Source organism: Pseudonocardia charpentierae (assembly GCF_031845345.1).
GTDB classification, from domain to species: domain Bacteria; phylum Actinomycetota; class Actinomycetes; order Mycobacteriales; family Pseudonocardiaceae; genus Pseudonocardia; species Pseudonocardia charpentierae.
Map to the genome: position 1 here is coordinate 156,582 of NZ_JAVREJ010000008.1, position 18,474 is coordinate 175,055.

Below are 18,474 nucleotides of genomic sequence, written 5' to 3' on the forward strand. Positions count from 1 at the left end.
GTGCGAGCATTGGCCACGACATGACCGCACAGCCGTCCTCCCCGGTCGACGAACCGGCGACGCCCGAGCGGGTGGCCGCGCCGCCCTCCCGGGTGCTCACCGCTGCGTCGCTCACGGACGGCCCGGTGGAGCCTGCACGCCGGCGCAGCCGGTTCGGCGCGCCCCCGCGCGGCCCGCTCCTGACCGGGCTCGCCGCCTCGCTGCTGATGATGGTCGGCGGTTTCGGCGGGGGCGGCATCCTCATCCGCGACCCGATCCTCACCAACTCGCCGCTGGGCTTCTGGCGCTACGGCCACGGCCACGAGCTCGCCACCGCGCTGATCTACCTGGGCGTGGTGCTGATGGCCTGGGCCTGGATCCGGCTCGGCCGCGAGGTGCTCGCCGAGCGCGTCGGCGGGCGGGCGGTGCTCACCACGGCCGGTGTATGGCTGATCCCCATGCTGGTCACGCCGCCGTTGTTCACCCGCGACGTGTTCAGCTACCTGGCGCAGGGCGCACTGCCGCTCGCGGGGTTCGACCCGTACGCGGTGGGCCCCGAGGCCATGCCCGGTGTCTTCACCGCGAACGTCCACTACTTCTGGCAGGACACGCCGGCCCCGTACGGGCCGCTGTTCATCCTGCTGGCGAAGACCGTGGCGTGGACGGTGGGCACGAACATCATCGCCGGCGTCCTGCTCATGCGCCTGACGCTGGCGCTGGGCCTGCTGCTGCTCGTGTGGGCGCTGCCGGAGCTGACCCGCCGCCTCGGCGGCCGCGTGCCGGTGGCGCTGTGGGTCGTCGTCGCCAACCCGATGATGGTCATCCACATGGTCGGGGGCGGGCACAACGACCTGCTCGTGATGGGCCTGCTGGCCACCGGTTCGCTGTTCGCCCTGCGCGGCCGGCACGTCGTCGGCATCACGCTGGTGACGGCCGCGATGGCGGTGAAGGCCAGTGCAGGCGTCGCCCTGCCGTTCCTGGTGCTGGTCTGGGCCGCACACATGAGCGGGTCGCAGAGGGTCCGGATCACCAAGGCCACGGCGGCCGGCATCGGTGTCTTCGCCACGGTGTTCACCCTGATCACTCTCGCCGCCCGGGTGGACCTGGGCTGGCTCCCCGCCCTGAGCGCCCCGTCGCTGATCGTGAACTGGATGTCGCTGCCCACGGGCGTCGGCGAGTTCGTGCACTGGCTCCTCGAGATCCCCTTCGACCTGCCCAAGCAGCCGTTCATCAACGTCGCCCGGATCATCGGTGGCACCGCGCTGCTGGTGATCGCCGTCCGGCAGTGGTGGGCCGCACGCGACGGCGGGCCGGACGCGATCCGGCGGGCCGGCATCGTGCTGCTGGCGGTCGCGGTGCTGTCGCCCGCCACGCTGCCCTGGTACGTCAGCTGGGGCATGGCGCTGGTCGCGGGGGCCCCGTGGTCACGGCGGGCGCTGACGTGGCTCGTCTTCTTCTCGCTGATGCTGGTGATCGTCTACTACCCGAACGGCGAAGACGCCCTCTACAACTGGCCCTACCTCGCCGCATGCGCGGCACTGTCCGCGCTGGGCGCCGTGTCGCTGCACCGGATCGACCCGCTGCACCTGCGGCTACGCAGCTACGACAGACCGGAAACCGCTCCCGACGAGTTCGCACATGCCGGGCAGCGGAGCGGCTGAGCTCGACGCCGCCGGGGTCACCGACCCGGCGCTGCGGGAGGCCTACGCCACCTGCCGGGCCCTCAACGCGGCGCACGGGCGCACCTACTTCCTCGCCACCCGGCTGCTGCCTGCCGCTCGGCGGCCGGCGGTGCACGCGCTCTACGGCTTCGCCCGCTACGCGGACGAGATCGTCGACGACCTCGACGACGACCGGCCGATCGAGGAGAAGGCCGCGGAGCTCGACGGGCTCACGGCGGACCTCGAGGCCGCCCTCGACGGCGCTCCGACGACCGTCCCCGTGCTGGCCGCCCTGGCGGACACGGCCCGGCGCTACGCCATTGACCGCCGGCACTTCACGGACTTCATGGTGTCGATGCGCATGGACACCACGGTCACCGAGTACGCGACGTTCGACGACCTCGGGGTCTACGTGCACGGCTCCGCAGCGGTGATCGGCCTGCAGATGCTGCCGATCCTCGGCACGCGGGTGCCACGCGCCGAGGCCGAGCCCCCGGCAGCCGCGCTCGGGGTGGCCTTCCAGCTCACGAACTTCCTGCGCGACATCGGGGAGGACCTCGACCGCGGCCGCGTCTACCTGCCCACCGGCGAGCTGGCGGCGTTCGGCGTCGACCGGGAGCTGCTGACCTGGTGCCGGCGGAACCGCCGGTCGGATCCGCGGGTGCGCAGCGCGCTGGCCCACCTCGTCGCCCACACCCGCGGCATCTACCGGGAGGCGCAACCGGGCATCGCCATGCTGGAGCCGGTGTCGCGGGCCTGCGTCGGCTGCGCGTTCACGCTCTACGAAGGCATCCTCGACGAGATCGAGAAGGTCGACTTCGACGTGCTGCACCGGCGCGTCGCCGTCCCGAACCGGCGACGCGCGGCCGTCGCGCTGCCCGGGCTCGCCCGGGCCCTGACGGCGCGGGCGCTCACCCGCTGAGCGTTGGTCGGAGGCCGCCCAGACGGCCGTTGAGACGGCCGCTCAGAAGGCCATCACCTGGGCACGCCGCTTGACCTCGCGGTGCCGCCCGGCGCGCAGCGACGTGATCGGGCAGCCGGGCATGGCGGGGTCGTCGGCGAAGAGCCAGCGCAGGATGTCCGGGTCGTCGTAACCGCCGTCGCGCAGCAGCACGATCGTGCCCGACAGTCCCTTGAGAGGGGCGCCGTCGTCGTCGAAGAAGTCGGACGGCACCCAGATCGCGCCGTCGCGCCGCACCGAGAGCAGCTGGCCGTCGCGGACCATCTGGTGCACCCGTGACACCGGGACCGCCAGCATCTGCGCGACTTCGGAAATGGGCAGCACCGCGACGTCGTCGGACAGCACGGCCGGGTCGCTCGCGAGCTCGTTCACGGCCGACACCCTGCCACAGCACCGGGTGCGCCGGGAGCATCCGGACGGGCGGTACCGTCGCCGCATGGAGGAGGGGCCGGGGGTGGACGTCGCCGCCGTGGCCGGACGTCCCGGAGGGATGCTGCTCGACGGCCGCTACCAACTGGGCCCGGCGCTGGCCCGCGGCGGCATGTCGACGGTGTACCGAGCCACGGACACCTGGCTGGACCGCCCCGTCGCGGTGAAGGTGATGGAACCGCGCCTGGCCGCGGATCCGGCGTTCCGCGCCCGCTTCGAGCGCGAGGCCCGCTCCGCGGCCCGGATCGACCATCCGGCAGTCGTGGACGTGTACGACCAGGGCACGGGCCTGCTCGGCGCCGGCGAGCCCGTCGTGTTCCTGGTCATGGAGCTCGTCGAGGGCGGCACGCTGCGCGACGTCCTGCGGTCGCGGAGCGCGTTGCCCGTCCCGGCGGCGGTGGCCGTCCTCGTGCCGGTGCTCGACGGGCTCGCGCAGGCGCACGGGCGCGGGCTCGTGCACCGCGACGTGAAGCCCGAGAACGTGCTGATCAGTCGTGCGGGCGAGGTCAAGGTGGCCGACTTCGGGCTGGTCACCGCCGCGGCGCAGGCCGGGGCGAGCCACGCGGGCATGATCCTCGGGACGGTCGCCTACCTGTCGCCCGAGCAGGTCACCACCGGTGTGGCGGACGCCCGCAGCGACGTCTACGCCGCCGGTGTGCTGGCCTACGAGCTCCTGACAGGTGCGCCGCCCTTCACCGGCGACACCCCGATCTCGGTCGCCTACCGGCACGTCCACGACGACGTGCCGCCGCCGTCGGCCGCAGCCGCGGACGTGCCGCCCGAGCTCGACGACCTGATCGTGCGGGCCACCCGCCGCGACCCGGCCGCCCGACCCGCCGACGCCGCCGCGTTCCTCGCCGCCCTGTGCCGGGTCGCCGAGCGCGCCCGGATCCCGCGGACGCCACCGCCCGTGCCACCGGCCGCTCCCGAGCCGGAGGCGCTGCCCGGCCCCACCGCCGCGACACCGCAGCGGCTCCCGGCCGTTCCCGGCCTGCGGGGCACCCGCGCGCTGCCTCGGGAGGAACCGCCGTGGGCGGCGCCCGTGCCCGGGTACCCGCCCGTGCCCGGGTATCCGCCCGTGCCGCAGCCGTCGGAACACGTCCGGCTCCGGCGACGCAGCCGCCGGGTGTTCGGCACGTGGATCTCGGTCGTGGCGGTGCTCGGCCTGCTCGTCGGCGCGGCCGGCTGGTGGTTGGGCAACGGGCGCTGGACCGAGATGCCGACCGTCACGGGCGTCGAGCAGGCGACCGCCGAGCGGCTGCTGCTCGCCGCGGACCTGGTCGCGACCGTCACGGTCACCCGCGACGACGTCGTGGCGGCGGGCCTGGTGTCCGCGGTCGACCCCGCTCCGGGGGCACGGCTGCTTCGCGGCAGCGCGGTGCGACTGACCGTGTCGAGCGGCCGGCCCCAGGTGCCCGCGGTCGCCGCGGGCACCCCGGTCGCGGCCGCGGAGCAGGCGGTCCGCGACGCCGGGTTCACGCCCAGCCGGTCGGCCGCCGCGCGGGAGTACAGCGCGACGGTCCCTGCCGGCACCGTGACACGGACGGATCCGCCCGCGGGCACCGCCCTGCCCGGCGGCAGCTCCGTGACGCTCGTGGTCAGCAGGGGCGCCGAGCCACCCCGTCAGGTCCGGGTGCCGCTCCTCGTCGGACGGTCGGCCGCGGAGGCGACCGCCGCGCTGGCCGCGGTGGGGCTGGAGGCCGAGGTCGAGAACGCCTTCCCGTTCGGCGCGCGCAGCCCCGACGACGCCCAGGTCGTCAACCAGAGCCACGGCCCCGGCAGCATGGTGGATCGCGGAACGACGATCACCCTGCGCGCCTTCTGACCCGCCCGGCCCCTGTCAGCCCCGCAGCATCTCCGCGACGAGGAACGCGAGCTCGAGCGACTGCTGGGTGTTGAGCCGCGGGTCGCATGCCGTCTCGTAGCGGCCGGCGAGGTCCTGGTCCGAGATGTCCTGCGCGCCGCCGAGGCACTCGGTGACGTCTTCCCCGGTGACCTCGACGTGGATGCCGCCCGGGTGGCTGCCGAGCGCGGCGTGCACCTCGAAGAAGCCCTGCACCTCGTCCACGATCCGGTCGAAGTGCCGGGTCTTGTACCCGGTGGTCGACTCGTGGGTGTTGCCGTGCATCGGGTCGCACTGCCAGATGACCTTGTGCCCGGACGCCTCGACCTTCTCGACGATCGCGGGCAGCACGTCGCGCACCTTGCCGTTGCCCATGCGGCTGATCAGCGTCAACCGACCCGGTTCGTTGCGCGGGTCGAGGCGCTCGACGTACTCGACGGCCAGTTCCGGCGTCGTCGAGGGGCCGATCTTGAGCCCGATGGGGTTGGCGAGCAGCTCGGCGAACGCGATGTGCGCACCGTCGAGCTGGCGCGTGCGCTCGCCGATCCACACGAAGTGCGCCGACAGGTCGTAGAGCCGCGGCGCGTCGCGGGTGTCGAGGCGGAGCATGGCGCGCTCGTAGTCGAGCAGCAGCGCCTCGTGGCTGGCGAAGAACTCGACGCTGTGCAGGTTGTGGTCCTCCACCCCGCAGGCGTCCATGAACCGCACCGCGCGGTCGATCTCCGCGGCGACGGCCTCGTACCGCTCGCCCGCGGCCGAGGTGCGGACGAAGTCCTTGTTCCAGTCGTGCACCAGCGACAGGTCGGCCATGTCCGTGCCGGTCAGCGCGCGAACCAGGTTCATCGCCGCCCCGGCGTTCGCGTACGCACGGACCATCCGCGTGGGGTCGGGGACCCGGGCGGCGGGATGGGCGACCAGCGAGTTCACGATGTCGCCGCGGTAGGACGGCAGGCCCAGCGCGTCGATCGCGGCGCTGCGCGGCTTGGCGTACTGACCGGCGATCCGGCCGACCTTGACGACCGGCATGCTCGCGCCGTAGGTCAGGACGACGGCCATCTGCAGCAGGGTGCGGATCGTCGCCCGGATGTGCGGCTCGGTGTTGTCGACGAACGTCTCGGCGCAGTCGCCGCCCTGAAGCAGAAAGGCACGACCCTCGGCGACGGCGGCCAGGCGCTTGTGGAGGCGGTCGACCTCCGGCGGCAGCGTCACCGGTGGCACGCTCTCCAGCACGGTGCGCACGTGCGCCACCGCCGCGGGATCCGGCCACTCGGGCTGCTGGGCGGCCGGGCGGGAGAGAGCCTCGTCCAGTTTGGCGCGCAACTCGACGGGAAGCGGAGGGAGCTCAGGCAGCACTTCCACCGGGGCGTCGATGGTCCAGTTCACGGTGTCCAAGGGTAGGCGCAACCTGATCGGCGGCGCCCCTGGGTGCACAACGCGGCAATCAGGAGGAAGCACGCACGAGATTCACCCTATCGACGGAGTGGATCACTCGAACGCGTCGATTCCACTGAGGACCTTTACGGATACACCGCGCCCATGGCAACCCTCCTGTGGATCCTCGCCGTCATCCTCGTGGTGGCCGGCATCTTCGCGATCATCCGCCGCCAGCTGCTCTGGGGCATCGTGCTGATCGTCGTCGGTCTTCTCGTCGGCCCCGGCGGGGTGAGCATCTTCAACGTCTGACCACGGGCGGCCGTCCGCCGACACGGCGGCCGGCTGCCCCTCCCTCATCCACCTGCCCCACTCACCGGGCGGCGACCGCCGCCTCGATGGCATCCCACCGCTGCCGGTTCAGCCGGGCGTCGGCCAGAGCGTCGTGCGCGTCCGACGTCGGCGCCGGCAGCGGGGGGCGGCCTGCGTCCTCCCACCGCTGACGCAGCTCGCGGGTGAACCGCGGCAGTGCGCGCGGCAGCGCGGGCATCGCGCCCCACAGCTGACACAGGGCCACGTGGTCGTAGGCCGCGATCCAGGCCCACAGCTCGACCTCGCCGGGCGCGGAAGTCAGGAACTCCAGCAGATCCGTCCGCAAGCGCTGCCGTGACCGCCAGGCGCGGTCGGCAGGCGACGGAAGCTTCGGCAGCACGTTCGCCCGCACCCACGGGCCCGCGCGTGAGGGGTCGAACTCGGTCGACACCGCGTAGAACTCGCGGCCGTCCTCGCCGACCACCCCGATCGACACCAGGTCGATGGTCGTGCCGTCCTCGATGAACTCGCAGTCGTAGAAGAAGCGCATCCCTATCCCGTTGTTGCAGGCCGACGGCCATCATCGACCACCCCGGCCGGCACCGCGTCTCCAGGCGCCACGAGCGACCGTATAGGTCCACCGTGACGGCCGCCGACGAGTGTCCGAGCCGTCCACATGGATCATGACGGGCGGCGCGCTCCGGCTACTCCCGCGACGCCGGTGCACCTTCGCGTCGCCGGGTCGTCCGCCGACGGGACGAACAAGTGCCTGCCGACGCCCCACAGGCACGCTCGGCCTCGGATCAGACTGCGGACTCCGGCGATACCCGATCCGACGACAACCGGGCCGAGGAACGTCGGCTGGCTCGGCGTCCCAAGGGAGTTCCAAGAACTGCGACTTACGTTGTACACGCCGAGGTCCGTGAGGGGAGACCGAAGCAGCAGCGCCCGCCTCCAGTCGCGTGAGGCGGGCGCTGCCGCGTGCGCACCGCCGGAAGGTGTGCGAGGGGGCCGGACACCTTCCGGCGGCAGTTCGACTCTTGAGCACGGCGACGGGCCCCGCAACGACCCGGTAGCGATAACTGATGACGCGGCGCAGGCTCGGCCGCGACGACCGGCCGCCGCTGCGCGCCGACACCCTGCTCACGGCAACGGCCGCCGGAGACACCCGCCTGCTCTCCACCCGGGAGCGGATGGTGCTCGGACTCGTCGGCAGCGGCCTGATCGCCCTGCGCGACATCGCGTTCCTGGTCGACCGCGGGCTGTTCGCAGTCACCCTCGACGTGCGGTACCTCGTCGAGACCAGGCTCCTCGAGGTCGTTCCCCGCGCGGCTCCTGTGGCACCACGTGCCGCGGCACCGGCGGCGCCACGTCCGGTGCCTGGCGGTGTGTTGCCCGGGCCGCGGTTGCTGCTCCACCGGCGGCCCCTGCCCCACCCCGCCCGACCGGACCGCCGCCGACGTCGTCCTCGGCCTGTTCTCCCGCCGCAGGCGCTCAACCTCGCCGTGCGGCAGGCCCTGCCGCCGGTGCACGAGGTGCTCGTCGGCATGGGCGTCTGACCGGTCCGCTATCCCGCCTGCGAGTCGGGGAGCCGCGACGCCTCGCGCGCCGCTGCGCGCTCCTTCACCGACGCCGCGTAGACGTCGACGTAGGTCTGCCCCGACAGCTCCATCAGGGTGTACATGATCTCGTCCGTCATCGAGCGCTCGATGAAGCGGTCGCCGGCCATGCCCGCGTAGCGGGAGAAGTCGAGCGGCTCGCCGATGCGGATGTGCACGTGGTGCGGGCGCCACATCCGTGAGCCGATGGGGTTGAGCTTGTTCGTGCCGATCGCCGCGACCGGGATCACCGGCACACCGGCCTCCAGGGCCATCCGCGCCACACCGGTCTTGCCCTTGTAGAGCCGCCCGTCGGGCGACCGGGTGCCCTCGGGGTAGATGCCGAGCAGCTTGCCCTCGCGGAGCAGCCGGATGGCCGTGTCGAGCGCGGCCTGTGCCTCCGACCCGACCGCCCGGTCCACCGGAACCTGCCCCACGCCGGTGAAGAACACCTTCTTGATCCAGCCGATGAAGCCGGGCTGGATGAAGTACTCCCGCTTGGCCAGATAGGTGATCCGGCGGCGCACGAGCAGGGGGACGAGGAACGAGTCGGCGACAGCCAGATGGTTGCCTGCCAGGATCGCGCCTCCGCGCGCCGGGATGTGCTCGAGCCCCTCGATCGTCGGCCGGGCCAACAGGCGCATCAGCGGGCCGAGCAGCACATACTTCGACCACCAGTACAGCACCGGAACAGGGACTCCTCACATCGACCGGAACAGCCTAGATACGTTGTTCCCGCAGTCACAACGGGCCACTCGGATCGGTAACAGCCCACCGGCGTCTCCTGCGGCCGGGAACCACGTGTCAAGATGACGTACCGGGCGGGACGAGTGGCGGGGAGGCCGGGTGAACCGCGAACCCGACGAGCCCAGCGGGCCCGACCCCGCCGCGGACGAGTTCGAGGCGATCGTCGCGGGGTGGCGCCGGGAAGGCGCCGTGCCGGCCTGGCCGGGCGACGACCGGCCGTCCACCGAACCGCCGCGCACTCCGCCGTTCGCCGTCCCTCCCGTCGATGCCACCCCCGTCGCCCCGGTACACCGGCCGCACGAGCCCGAGTCGGAGCGGTTCGAGCACTTCGTCCCACCCGAGCCACCCCCGCTCCCCCGGATCGGGCCGCCGGCGGCGGTGGGGATCACCCTGCTCGTGCTCGGCCTCACGCTCGTCATCGCGCCGGGCGTCGTCGGCATCTCGAACGTCTACGGGCTGCCGCTCGGCCTGCTCGCGCTCGCCTCCGGGCTCGGCTGGCTGGTGCTGCGGCTGTGGCCGGCGCCGCCGGACGAGCGCGACGAGGACGACGACGGGGCACAGCTCTGACCGCGTAGGCCCGGCGACGGGCGAGGCCCCCTGCGCCTGGTCACAGCGCCAGCGCGTGCTCCCGGGCCAGCTCGGCCGCGCCCACGACCGCCGCGGCCTCGCCGAGCTGGGCGACGCGCACCCGGGCGAGCGGCCGGTTGCCGCGGCCGGTCAGACGCGCCGCGTAGTGCTCGCGGGCCTCGTCCAGGAACAGCGGTGCCGACTCCGACACCCCACCGCCGATCACGATCAGCTCGGGGTCGAAGACGTCGGCGACGAGCGCCAGGCCCTCCCCCAGCCACTGCGCCAGATCCGCCATCGCCGCGCAGGCGACGGGGTCGCCCTCGCGGGCCGCCGCGGCCACGCGCTGGCCAGTGAGCCGGCCGGGGTCCGCCGCGATGATCCGGCCGAGGACCGGCGAGTGCAGCCGGTCGCGAGCGAGCAGCTCCACGGCGGTGGTCGCCAGAGCGGTGCCGCTGCAGTAGCGCTCCCAGCAGCCGTCCTTCCCGCACGGGCACGGGCGGCCGTCGGGCACCACCCTGATGTGGCCCAGCTCGGGTGCGACCCCGAAGGCGCCCCGGTAGAGCTCGCCGTCGAGCAGGAGGGCTGCGCCGATCCCGGTGCCGAGAGCGATGAACACCACCGTCGCCGCGCCGGCGGCGGCGCCGAACCGCCGCTCCGCGAGCGCCGCGGCGTTCACGTCGTGCTCGACCACGACCGGCAGCCCGATCCGGTCCGCGATCCGGTCGGCGACCGGCGCGTCGCGCCACGCCAGGTGCGGGGCGAACCGGACGCCACGGCGGTCCGGCGTGACGAACCCGGCCAGCGCCAGCCCGACCGCGCCCACGGCGTGGCGCTGTGCCAGCTCCGAGACGACCGCGGCGACAGCGGCCTCGAGCGCCTCCTCACTGCGCGGTGTGGAGGCGCGGGCGGTGTCGATGATCGCGCCCTCGGCATCGACGACCCCGGCCCGCACGCGCGTGCCACCCACGTCCACCCCGACCGTCAGCACGACGACACCCCGTCGCCGGACGACATGCGCTCGACCGGGATCCGCTGCACGACCCGGTCCGGCTCCCGCGCGGGTCGTGGCGCGGCCTGCGCAGTGCCTCCGTTGCCCTCCTGGGCGAGGACGACGCGCAATGCGGCGAGCAGCCCTACGGCGTGTCGCGCCACCTGAGCCACGGCGTCGGGGTGATCGGCGCGCACGTCAGCGAGGGCCGCACAGACCGGGCACGCCGTGCAGCGGTGCTCCGTGTGCGGCTCGCGGCGATCGTCCCGCTCGGTCGACACCGACTCGTTCAGGCGGCCCACGAGGGGGTCCAAGCGGTCCAGTGCCAGCAATCCCAACGCGCGCAGCTCCTCCACCACGGCCTCCCGCGCGACCCCGCGCGTCGGCTCCCCCAGGTGCCCGGTACTCATCGCCGCCCCGCCACCGCCGCCCCGGTCACCGGAGCCACAGCGCCGGGTCCGGGCGGAACGCCACCCGGAGATCGTCGCCGTCCAGCCGGGCCCGGATCACCGTGCACCGCCGCAGCACCGCGGGAAGGGCCACCAGCCGCCGCAGGCCCGCCACCGTCACCGCCAGCTCGTCGCCGATCCGGGCCAGGTCGAGCGGCGCCGACGTCGCACCGGGCAGGTGCAGCGCGAGTTCGAACTCCGAGTCGAGCGAGCGGCCACTGCCGGATGTGCGCCGAACCGCCAGCAGCGGTGTCGCCGGCGGCTGCTCAACGGCCGGGTCGTCGTCGCCCCACAGCTGAGCCGCCAGCACGAGCAGCGCCTCGACGCCCGTCGGCTCGGCCGCGGTGTACTCGACCGTGCCCAGCGGCGTTCCGAGCCGTTCCAGGTCCGCGAGCACCGCCGCCTGCTCGCCCCCGCGCTCACGCAGCCAGCGGGCCGCCTCCCCCGGCGCGTCCGGGGGCGGCACCGGCACCATCCGGTTCGCGACGAGGCCGTCGACGTGCAGGCCGAGCAACGCCAGCGCCGTGAGCGTCCGGCGCGTCTCGGCGGCGACCACCCGCTCGGGGGTGAGCACGAGCCGGATTCCGGTCTGCGGCGACGCCAGCAGCGCGTGCAGGTCGGCGAGCTCGCCCGCCAGGCCGTCGAGCGCCTCCACCGTGCGGTCCCAGCGCCGTGCGTCGGACCGGTCGCGTGTCATCAGGCCACGCAGGGCCCGGCGGTGCGCGGGGAACAGCCGTTCGAGGTATCCGCCCACGGCCTCGGGCAGGGCCAGCAGCCGCAGGGTCTCGGCCGTCGGGCCGCAGTCGACCACGACGACGTCCCAGGGGCCGGCCTGCGCTGCGCGCTGCACCGCGGCCAGTGCGAGCAGCTCCTCGACACCGGGCAGGACCGTCAGCTCGTCCGCGACCAGCTCGTCGACGCCCGCCCCGGCCAGCACCGTGGCGAGGTGGTCGCGCAGCCGACCCCACGCACCCTCGAGGAGGGCCCGGGCGTCGACGTGTGCGGCGAACAGGCCACCGACCCCGTCGACCTCCGTCGGCTCGCCGCCGAGCTCGGCCTCCAGTGCGTCGCCCAGCGAGTGGGCCGGGTCCGTGGAGACGGTCAACGTCTTGCGGCCGGACCGCGCGAGATGGGCGGCCGTCGCCGCGGCGAGGGTGGTCTTCCCGACCCCACCCTTGCCCGTGAACAGCACCATCCGCATCGCACGAGGGTAAACGCCGCGCGGATTCCGTGGTGGTGCGGTCAGGCGGCGCCCTCCACGCGCCGCTTGAGGCCCTTGAGCGCGGTGTCGATGATCACCTTCTCGGCCTTCCGACGCAGCATCCCGATCATGGGGATGTTCAGGTCGACGGCGAGCGAGTAGGTGACGGTCGTCCGCCCGTCACTGCCGACGAGCACGTACGACCCGTTCTGCGCCTTCTGGATCTGCCCCTTGACCAACGACCAGCTGACCGACCGGCCGTCGGGGGCCCACGTGTAGTCGAGCGTGTAGGAGTCCTTGATGGGGCCGGCGTCCATCTGGAACCGGACGCGCTCGGGCCGGCCCGCCGTGTCGGTGTCGAGGATCTCGACGGTCTTGACCTGGTCGGCCCACTCCGGGTAGGCGGCGAAGTCGGCGATCACGGCCATCACGCGCTCCGGGTCGGCACCGATGGTGATCGAGGAGGTCGTGGCGTCGGCCATGGACGGGGAGGCTACCCATGTGCCGTGACTAGCAATGCAGCACGTAGGGGCGGCCGGTGCGCCGGAAGTACCCGACGTTGACGCATTCGGTGCGCCCGACCCGCACGCGGGCCGCCAGCGGCTGGTGGACGTGCCCGAAGAGCGCGGCTCGGGGTCGGTCGCGGTGCACGAGATCCAGCAGCGCCGCAGAGCTCGCCTCCGGGCGCCGGGCGACCACGTCGTAGCCCAGCTCGGGCACGGCGGGCGGGACGTGGCTGCACAGCAGGTCGACCGGGCCCAGCGCCGCGACGACCGCCGTGTACTCCTCCATCCGCAGGACGTGCGGGTGCCACGGGCCGCCGCGGCGCGGCGCGCGACCGGCCGGCAGCGGAGCACCCCCGACGAAGCCGACCTGCAGTCCGCCCACGTCGACGACCTGCCCGTCAGGCAGGCACAGGCCGGGGCGGGCGAACTCGGGCCAGAGTGCCGCCACGTCGACGTTGCCCGGGATCGCCCAGGTCGGTGCCGGCATCGCCGCGAACATGTCCGTGTACTGCTCGCGGACCGCCTCCTCGACCACGGCCGCGGCGTCGGGGAGCGACGCCCACCTGGCCGTGGCGTAGGCGGCCAGCTCGCCGGGAGCGCCCGTGGCCCGCAACCGACCGAAGCGCGCGCTGACCTCGGGCCCCAGCACGCGGCCGAGGATGCCGGCGGCCGGGTCGTGGTAGTCGACGAAGTCGACCAGGTCGCCCAGCACGAAGAGAGCATCGGCGCCGTCGCCCGCCCGGCGCAGCGCCTCGACGTTGCCGTGGACGTCCGAGACGACGTGCACCCGCATGATCGTCCATGCTAGGTCGGTCCCACCTGGTCATCCGATTCGGTCCGTGCCCGCGGCGGGGCGGCAGGCGGTAGGTTGCGCGCAAGAGGCCAGGGTCGGCGGAGGAGGTCGGGCGTGCGCGAGTTCAGCGTCCCCGCGAGCGTGCGCGTCGACGACGTCGACACCCTGTCGACCACGGTGTTCGCGCTGGCCGACGAGCAACCCGACGCCGTGGCGCTGCGCCGTCGCGTCGACGACGCGTGGGTCGACGTCACCTACGCCGCGTTCACCGCGCAGATCGTCGACGTCGCCCGCGGGCTCGTCGCGTCGGGGATCGAGCCGGGCGACCGGATCGCCCTGCTCTCCCGCACCCGCTACGAGTGGACGCTGTTCGACTACGCGATCGTCGCCGCGGGCGCGGTGACCGTCCCGATCTACGAGACCTCGTCCGCGGAGCAGGTGGCCTGGATCCTCTCCGACTCCGGGGCGAAGGCCGTGGTGGTGGAGGACCACCGGCACGCCGCGACAGTGACCGGTACCGAAGACGCCCCCGCGCACGTCTGGCGGATCGTGGCCGACGCCGACTGGCCGGGCGCGGTGGAGGCGCTCACCACGCGCGGCGCGTCGGTACCGGCGGCTGCGGTCCACGAGCGCCGGACCGCCGCCAGGGGCGACGACCTGGCCACGCTCATCTACACCTCCGGCACCACCGGGCGCCCGAAGGGCTGCGAGCTCACCCACGCCAACCTCCTCGCCGAGGTGCGCACGGTGATCACGGTCCTGCCCGAGGTGCTCGACGGCCACGGCTCGCTCCTGCTGTTCCTGCCGCTGGCACACGTCTTCGGCAAGGTCGTGCAGTGCGCGGTCCTCGACAGCCGGACCGTGCTCGGCCACTCCCCCGACGCGAAGCACCTCCTTGACGACCTCGGGACCTTCCAGCCGACGGTGCTGCTCGCGGTCCCCAGGGTGTTCGAGAAGGTCTTCCACGGCGCGCGGCGCAAGGCCGTCGACGGGGGCAAGGGAAAGATCTTCGACGCCGCGGCGGCCACGGCGGTGGCGTGGAGCAGGGCTTGCGACACGGGCGGTCCCGGTGCCGGGCTGCGCCTGCGACGGGCGCTGTTCGACGCGCTGATCTACCGGCGCCTGCGGGCCGCGCTCGGCGGGCACGTGCGGGCGGCCGTGTCGGGCAGCGCGCCACTGACCGAACACCTCGGGCACTTCTTCCGCGGGGTCGGCGTGCCGGTGCTCGAGGGCTACGGCCTCACCGAGACGACGGCCGCGATCTCGGTGAACACCATGTCCGCGCAGCGGATCGGCACGGTCGGCCGGCCCATCCCCGGGCAGACGATCCGCATCGCGGACGACGGGGAGATCCTCGTCCGCGGTCCGGTCGTGTTCCGCGGCTACCACGGCAACCCGGACGCCACCGCCGAGGCGGTGACCGATGGTTGGTTCCACACCGGTGACGTCGGCGAGCTCGACGAGGCGGGGTTCCTGCGCATCACCGGGCGGAAGAAGGAGCTCATCGTCACGGCCGGGGGCAAGAACGTCGCGCCCGCCGTGCTGGAAGACCGCCTGCGGGCGCATCCGCTCGTCGGGCAGGTCCTCGTCGTCGGCGACGGGCAGCCCTTCATCGCCGCGCTGGTGACCGTCGACGCCGAGGCGCTGCCCCGGTGGCGGCGCCGGCACGGCAAGCCCGAGGGCGACGGGTCGGCGGCGGACCTCGTCGACGACCCCGAGCTGCGCGGCGAGATCGCCGCCGCGGTCGAGGAGGCGAACCGGGCCGTGTCACGTGCCGAGCAGATCCGGAAGTTCCGCATCCTGCCCGGCGACTTCACCGAGGAGGGCGGCGAGCTGACGCCCACGTTGAAGGTGCGGCGTTCGGTGGTGACGAGCCGGTACGCCGACGACGTCGCCGCGCTCTACTCCGGGGTCAACCAGCCGGCCTGACGGGCTCGCGGACGGGCGGAGCCGGGCACGCCGGCCCGCCGCCGAGCAGACCCCGCAGACGCTGCACCAGGGCCGGGAACGCCCAGTCGCGCACCATCCACTCCCGGCCCGCGGCGCCCATCCGGCGCGCCCGGTCCGGGTCGGCCAGCAGGCCGGCGAGGGCGTCCGCGAGCGCGGCGGTGTCCCGGCCCCCGACGACGTGCCCGGTGATCCCCTCGCGGACGGTCTCCGGGGCGCCGCCCGAGTCGCCCGCGACCACCGGCACGCCCGCGGCCGACGCCTCCAGCAGGACGATCCCCAGACCCTCGACGTCCAGCCCGCCCCCGCGGGTGCGGCACGGCAGCGAGAACACGTCGCCCACGGCGTGGTGCGCGGGCAGCTCGCCCGCCGGCAGCGAGCCGGTGAACACCACGTGCTCCGACACGCCGTGCGCGTCGGCCAGCCCGCGCAGCCGTCGGGCGTCCGGCCCGTCGCCGACCAGCAGGAGCCGCGTCCCCGGCACCCGGGCCCGCAGCTGTGGCAGCACCCGGAGGAGCTGGTCCTGCCCCTTGCGGGCGACCAGCCGCGACACGCACGTCACCACCGGTGCGTCGCCGAGTCCGTAGCGGCGCCGCAGTGCCGCCCGTGCCTGCGGGTCCGGGCGGAACGCGTCGGCGTCGACCCCCGGGGGCAACGGTTCGAGCGCGGAGTCGGGACCGAAGGCGGCGGCGAACCGGCCGCGGGTGTAGCGCGAGACGACGGTGACGACGTCGGCGTCGCGACCGATCCGCCGGAGCGCCTGCCGGGCGACCGGCACCATGGACCAGCCGACCTCGTGCCCGTGCGTGCTCGCCACCACGCGCCGGATCCCGGCGTGGCGCCGCAGGTACGGCCCGAGCAGCGCGAGCGGCGCAGCGGCACCGAACCACACGGTCGAGGCCCCGTGTGCGCGAGCGAGCTGCGCGGCCCGCCCCGCGACGCCCGGCACCGGCAGCATCAGCGAGGTGGGGTGCCGGTGGACGGGGTACGGCGCGGCCGCGTCGAACTCCGCCGCCCCGGGCCAGGCCGGGGCGTAGACGGCGACCTCGCCCGGCGGCAGCCGGTCGACCAGCGCCTGCAAGTAGTTCTGGATCCCGCCGGCGCGCGGCGGGAAGTCGTTGGTCACCAGCAGGGTGCGCGCCACGGGTTTCGACGCTACCGGCGGTGATCACCGGGGTGCTGCCCGGGCCCCGGGATGCCGGGCGGCGGCCGGCCGACGGACGCGGCCGCCGCCCGCCAAAGGGGAGCGGACGAAGCTGTTGTGGGCCGGCTACAGGCGCCGGGCGCCGCTGAACGTTCTCCGGTTGACGGGCCCGTAGCGCACCACGTCGCCGGTCTGCGGGGCGTGGAGCATCTTCCCGCCGCCGGCGTAAATCCCCACGTGGCTCACGGGATTGTGGAAGAAGACGAGGTCGCCGGGCTGCAGGTCCGCGAAGGACACCGGGCGTCCCACCCGCGCCTGTTGTGAGCTGGACCGCGGGAGCGTGATGCCGACCTGACGGAAGGAGAACGACGTCAGGCCGGAGCAGTCGAAGTTGCGCGGCCCCTCCGCACCCCACCGGTAGGCCTTGCCGAGCTGCCCCGCCGCCGCGCGCAGGGCGCGGACGCCTGCACCGGTGCCGGACGGCAGCGCCGGAGCCGCCACGTCCGGGCCGAGGTAGTCCGACAGCGCCCGGGGCGTGAGCCGGCGCAGCAGGGCCTCTGCCTCGTCGATGCGGCGGTCGGCGTCGCGCTTGCGGGAGGCGAGCTCCTGCTCGGCCCGGGCGGCCTCGTCCGCTGCCGTCTGGGCACGGGCCGCGGCCGCGTCGGCGTCGTCCTGGGCGTGCCGGGTGCGGTCAACCACGCTGGTCAGCTTGTCCAACGCCAACGCGTGGTCCGACGCGATCATCTCGAGGGCCGACATCTGGTCCAGGTAGTCCTGCGGCGTCCGGCTGGCCAGCAGCGCGTTGAACGAGTCGAGCCGGCCGCTCTCGAACGTGGAGAGCGCGACGGTGTCGACCTGCTGGCGGTACTGCTCCTCCTGGCCACGGGCGGCATCGGCTTCGGCCCGGGCCGGGTCGATCGCGGCGCGCAGGGCGGCCACCTCGGACTTCCGTGCGGTCACGTCGTCCTGGGCCGCGTGCCACTGCTCGGTGAGCGCCTCGGCCTCGTGCTGCACCTGCTGCAACTGGGTGGCGGCGCCGGCGGCGTCCGTCGGAGCCGGCGCGGCCGTCGGCGCGGCGGCGTCACCCGCTGCGGGTGCGGCCGGGGCGGGGTTCGCGGGGGCAGGACCGGCCGGTGGCGGTATCGCCGGGAGCGGCACCGGCGGCACCGGCGGCACCGGGACCGCGGCCGCATCGGGACGCGGCACCGGGATCGCGGGCTGGGCGGCGGCGGGGCCCGCACCCAGCACGGAACAGGTCACCGTGAAGACGACGGCGAACACCGCGGTGGAGAGCGCGGAGGAGCGGGACGGCAGGGGCCGGCTGAAGCGCACCGCGAGCGGTCGGGACGACCGGGAGGGCCGGGGCGACACCACGCTGACGCGACTCCTTCCTCCGTATGGCTCCACCCGGGAGGCCGTGCGGCCGAGCGGGTGACGCACGTGACTTCGGTGGGCACCGACCGTGCCGGACGACTGCCCTTGGCGAGGTCTCGCGGAGATTACGGATGGGCGCCAGCGGCCCTCGACGGGTGGACCCCCTTCGGGACGGACGGGCCGGATCGACCCGGCCGAGTGAACAAACAGGGGACGAATCGGAACAAAACGGCGTGATCTCACCCCACGTCACGGGCTTTCTCACCATCGTGATCGTTTTTCGTCACCCGCTGCAGCGGACCGGACACCAACCGCAATCGCGGGATGAGCCCCTGGTCGGCGAGGACGGCCAACGCCCGCTGTTCCGGTGCGTCGAGATGCATCGCCGACGCGCCGGGCGGTCGACCGGCAGTCTCCGTCGCGGGGTCGTCCGCCACCGCAGGGGGTACACCGGGCATACCCAGCAGCACCCCGACCACGCAGTCGCCGCACGCGAGCCCGCGGACCTCGCACCGGTCACAGTCGATCACCATCTACCCGACCTCCACCTCGTTCGAACTGTTCGAACTGTTCGAACTGTTCGAACGAGACGCTAGAGGCA

General features: G+C 74.0%; 19 protein-coding genes. 7 read left to right on the forward strand and 12 right to left on the reverse strand.

Features of this window, described 5'->3' with window-relative positions:
- The first annotated feature begins 20 nt into the window (after window positions 1–20).
- Window positions 21–1,640: a polyprenol phosphomannose-dependent alpha 1,6 mannosyltransferase MptB gene (gene mptB, locus RM445_RS13855; RefSeq protein ID WP_311556636.1), complete on the forward strand. Its 1,620-nt coding sequence runs from the start codon at window positions 21–23 to the stop codon at window positions 1,638–1,640.
- Window positions 1,618–2,562: a phytoene/squalene synthase family protein gene (locus RM445_RS13860; RefSeq protein ID WP_311556637.1), complete on the forward strand. Its 945-nt coding sequence runs from the start codon at window positions 1,618–1,620 to the stop codon at window positions 2,560–2,562. The genes mptB and RM445_RS13860 overlap by 23 nt, the downstream gene beginning before the upstream one ends.
- 42 nt (window positions 2,563–2,604) lie before the next feature.
- Here RM445_RS13860 and RM445_RS13865 read toward each other — a convergent pair whose 3' ends face one another.
- The gene (locus RM445_RS13865; protein ID WP_397469295.1) at window positions 2,605–2,973 is read right to left on the reverse strand and encodes an Rv2175c family DNA-binding protein; all 369 of its coding nucleotides are present in this window, start codon (window positions 2,971–2,973) and stop codon (window positions 2,605–2,607) included.
- 64 nt (window positions 2,974–3,037) lie between these two features.
- Here RM445_RS13865 and pknB point away from each other — a divergent pair, with 64 nt between their 5' ends.
- Complete coding sequence (gene pknB, locus RM445_RS13870) at window positions 3,038–4,855, forward strand: Stk1 family PASTA domain-containing Ser/Thr kinase (protein ID WP_311556639.1); 1,818 nt, start codon at window positions 3,038–3,040, stop codon at window positions 4,853–4,855.
- Between the two features lie 15 nt (window positions 4,856–4,870).
- Here pknB and RM445_RS13875 read toward each other — a convergent pair whose 3' ends face one another.
- Window positions 4,871–6,256 (reverse strand): class II 3-deoxy-7-phosphoheptulonate synthase, encoded by a 1,386-nt coding sequence (locus tag RM445_RS13875; RefSeq protein WP_311556640.1) that lies wholly within the window; start codon window positions 6,254–6,256, stop codon window positions 4,871–4,873.
- A gap of 153 nt (window positions 6,257–6,409) precedes the next feature.
- Between RM445_RS13875 and RM445_RS13880 the strand changes: the two genes are divergently transcribed.
- A complete protein-coding gene (locus RM445_RS13880; protein WP_311556641.1) occupies window positions 6,410–6,556 on the forward strand; it encodes a GPGG-motif small membrane protein in 147 nt (48 codons plus the stop codon).
- A gap of 61 nt (window positions 6,557–6,617) precedes the next feature.
- Here RM445_RS13880 and RM445_RS13885 read toward each other — a convergent pair whose 3' ends face one another.
- Window positions 6,618–7,106 carry a polyadenylate-specific 3'-exoribonuclease AS gene (locus tag RM445_RS13885; protein WP_311556642.1) on the reverse strand — a complete coding sequence of 163 codons (489 nt, stop codon included), beginning with the start codon at window positions 7,104–7,106 and terminating at the stop codon, window positions 6,618–6,620.
- Between the two features lie 535 nt (window positions 7,107–7,641).
- Between RM445_RS13885 and RM445_RS13890 the strand changes: the two genes are divergently transcribed.
- On the forward strand, window positions 7,642–8,115 hold the full coding sequence (locus RM445_RS13890) for a hypothetical protein (protein WP_311556643.1): 474 nt from the start codon (window positions 7,642–7,644) through the stop codon (window positions 8,113–8,115).
- 8 nt (window positions 8,116–8,123) lie between these two features.
- Here the strand turns inward: RM445_RS13890 and RM445_RS13895 are convergent, their stop codons facing one another.
- Window positions 8,124–8,840: a lysophospholipid acyltransferase family protein gene (locus RM445_RS13895; protein ID WP_311556644.1), complete on the reverse strand. Its 717-nt coding sequence runs from the start codon at window positions 8,838–8,840 to the stop codon at window positions 8,124–8,126.
- A 160-nt stretch (window positions 8,841–9,000) separates the two neighbouring features.
- Between RM445_RS13895 and RM445_RS13900 the strand changes: the two genes are divergently transcribed.
- Complete coding sequence (locus RM445_RS13900; protein ID WP_311556645.1) at window positions 9,001–9,468, forward strand: hypothetical protein; 468 nt, start codon at window positions 9,001–9,003, stop codon at window positions 9,466–9,468.
- A gap of 40 nt (window positions 9,469–9,508) precedes the next feature.
- Here the strand turns inward: RM445_RS13900 and RM445_RS13905 are convergent, their stop codons facing one another.
- Genes RM445_RS13905 through RM445_RS13925 form a run of 5 tightly spaced genes read right to left on the reverse strand, consistent with a single transcriptional unit; the run spans window position 9,509 to window position 13,408 of the window.
- Complete coding sequence (locus RM445_RS13905; RefSeq protein ID WP_311556646.1) at window positions 9,509–10,459, reverse strand: ROK family glucokinase; 951 nt, start codon at window positions 10,457–10,459, stop codon at window positions 9,509–9,511.
- Window positions 10,453–10,869: a hypothetical protein gene (locus RM445_RS13910; protein ID WP_311556647.1), complete on the reverse strand. Its 417-nt coding sequence runs from the start codon at window positions 10,867–10,869 to the stop codon at window positions 10,453–10,455. Before RM445_RS13910 ends, RM445_RS13905 begins: the two co-directional genes overlap by 7 nt.
- Before the next feature lie 25 nt (window positions 10,870–10,894).
- Window positions 10,895–12,109, reverse strand: a complete 1,215-nt coding sequence (locus RM445_RS13915) for an ArsA family ATPase (RefSeq protein WP_311556648.1) — start codon at window positions 12,107–12,109, stop codon at window positions 10,895–10,897.
- A 41-nt stretch (window positions 12,110–12,150) separates the two neighbouring features.
- A complete protein-coding gene (locus tag RM445_RS13920; protein WP_311556649.1) occupies window positions 12,151–12,591 on the reverse strand; it encodes an SRPBCC family protein in 441 nt (146 codons plus the stop codon).
- 28 nt (window positions 12,592–12,619) lie between these two features.
- Entirely contained in the window at window positions 12,620–13,408 is a 789-nt protein-coding gene (locus RM445_RS13925) for a metallophosphoesterase family protein (protein ID WP_311556650.1), read from the reverse strand.
- 114 nt (window positions 13,409–13,522) lie between these two features.
- Between RM445_RS13925 and RM445_RS13930 the strand changes: the two genes are divergently transcribed.
- Window positions 13,523–15,337, forward strand: coding sequence for an AMP-dependent synthetase/ligase (locus RM445_RS13930; RefSeq protein ID WP_311556651.1), 1,815 nt, complete (start codon window positions 13,523–13,525; stop codon window positions 15,335–15,337).
- On the opposite strand, the gene RM445_RS13935 is transcribed toward RM445_RS13930, so the two are convergent.
- From RM445_RS13935 to RM445_RS13945, 3 genes are all read right to left on the reverse strand, one after another.
- Window positions 15,321–16,499, reverse strand: coding sequence for a glycosyltransferase family 4 protein (locus RM445_RS13935; RefSeq protein WP_311556652.1), 1,179 nt, complete (start codon window positions 16,497–16,499; stop codon window positions 15,321–15,323). The genes RM445_RS13930 and RM445_RS13935 overlap by 17 nt on opposite strands.
- Before the next feature lie 126 nt (window positions 16,500–16,625).
- Window positions 16,626–17,873: a C40 family peptidase gene (locus tag RM445_RS13940; RefSeq protein WP_311556653.1), complete on the reverse strand. Its 1,248-nt coding sequence runs from the start codon at window positions 17,871–17,873 to the stop codon at window positions 16,626–16,628.
- A gap of 239 nt (window positions 17,874–18,112) precedes the next feature.
- Window positions 18,113–18,406 carry a hypothetical protein gene (locus RM445_RS13945; RefSeq protein ID WP_311556654.1) on the reverse strand — a complete coding sequence of 98 codons (294 nt, stop codon included), beginning with the start codon at window positions 18,404–18,406 and terminating at the stop codon, window positions 18,113–18,115.
- Window positions 18,407–18,474 lie beyond the last annotated feature (68 nt).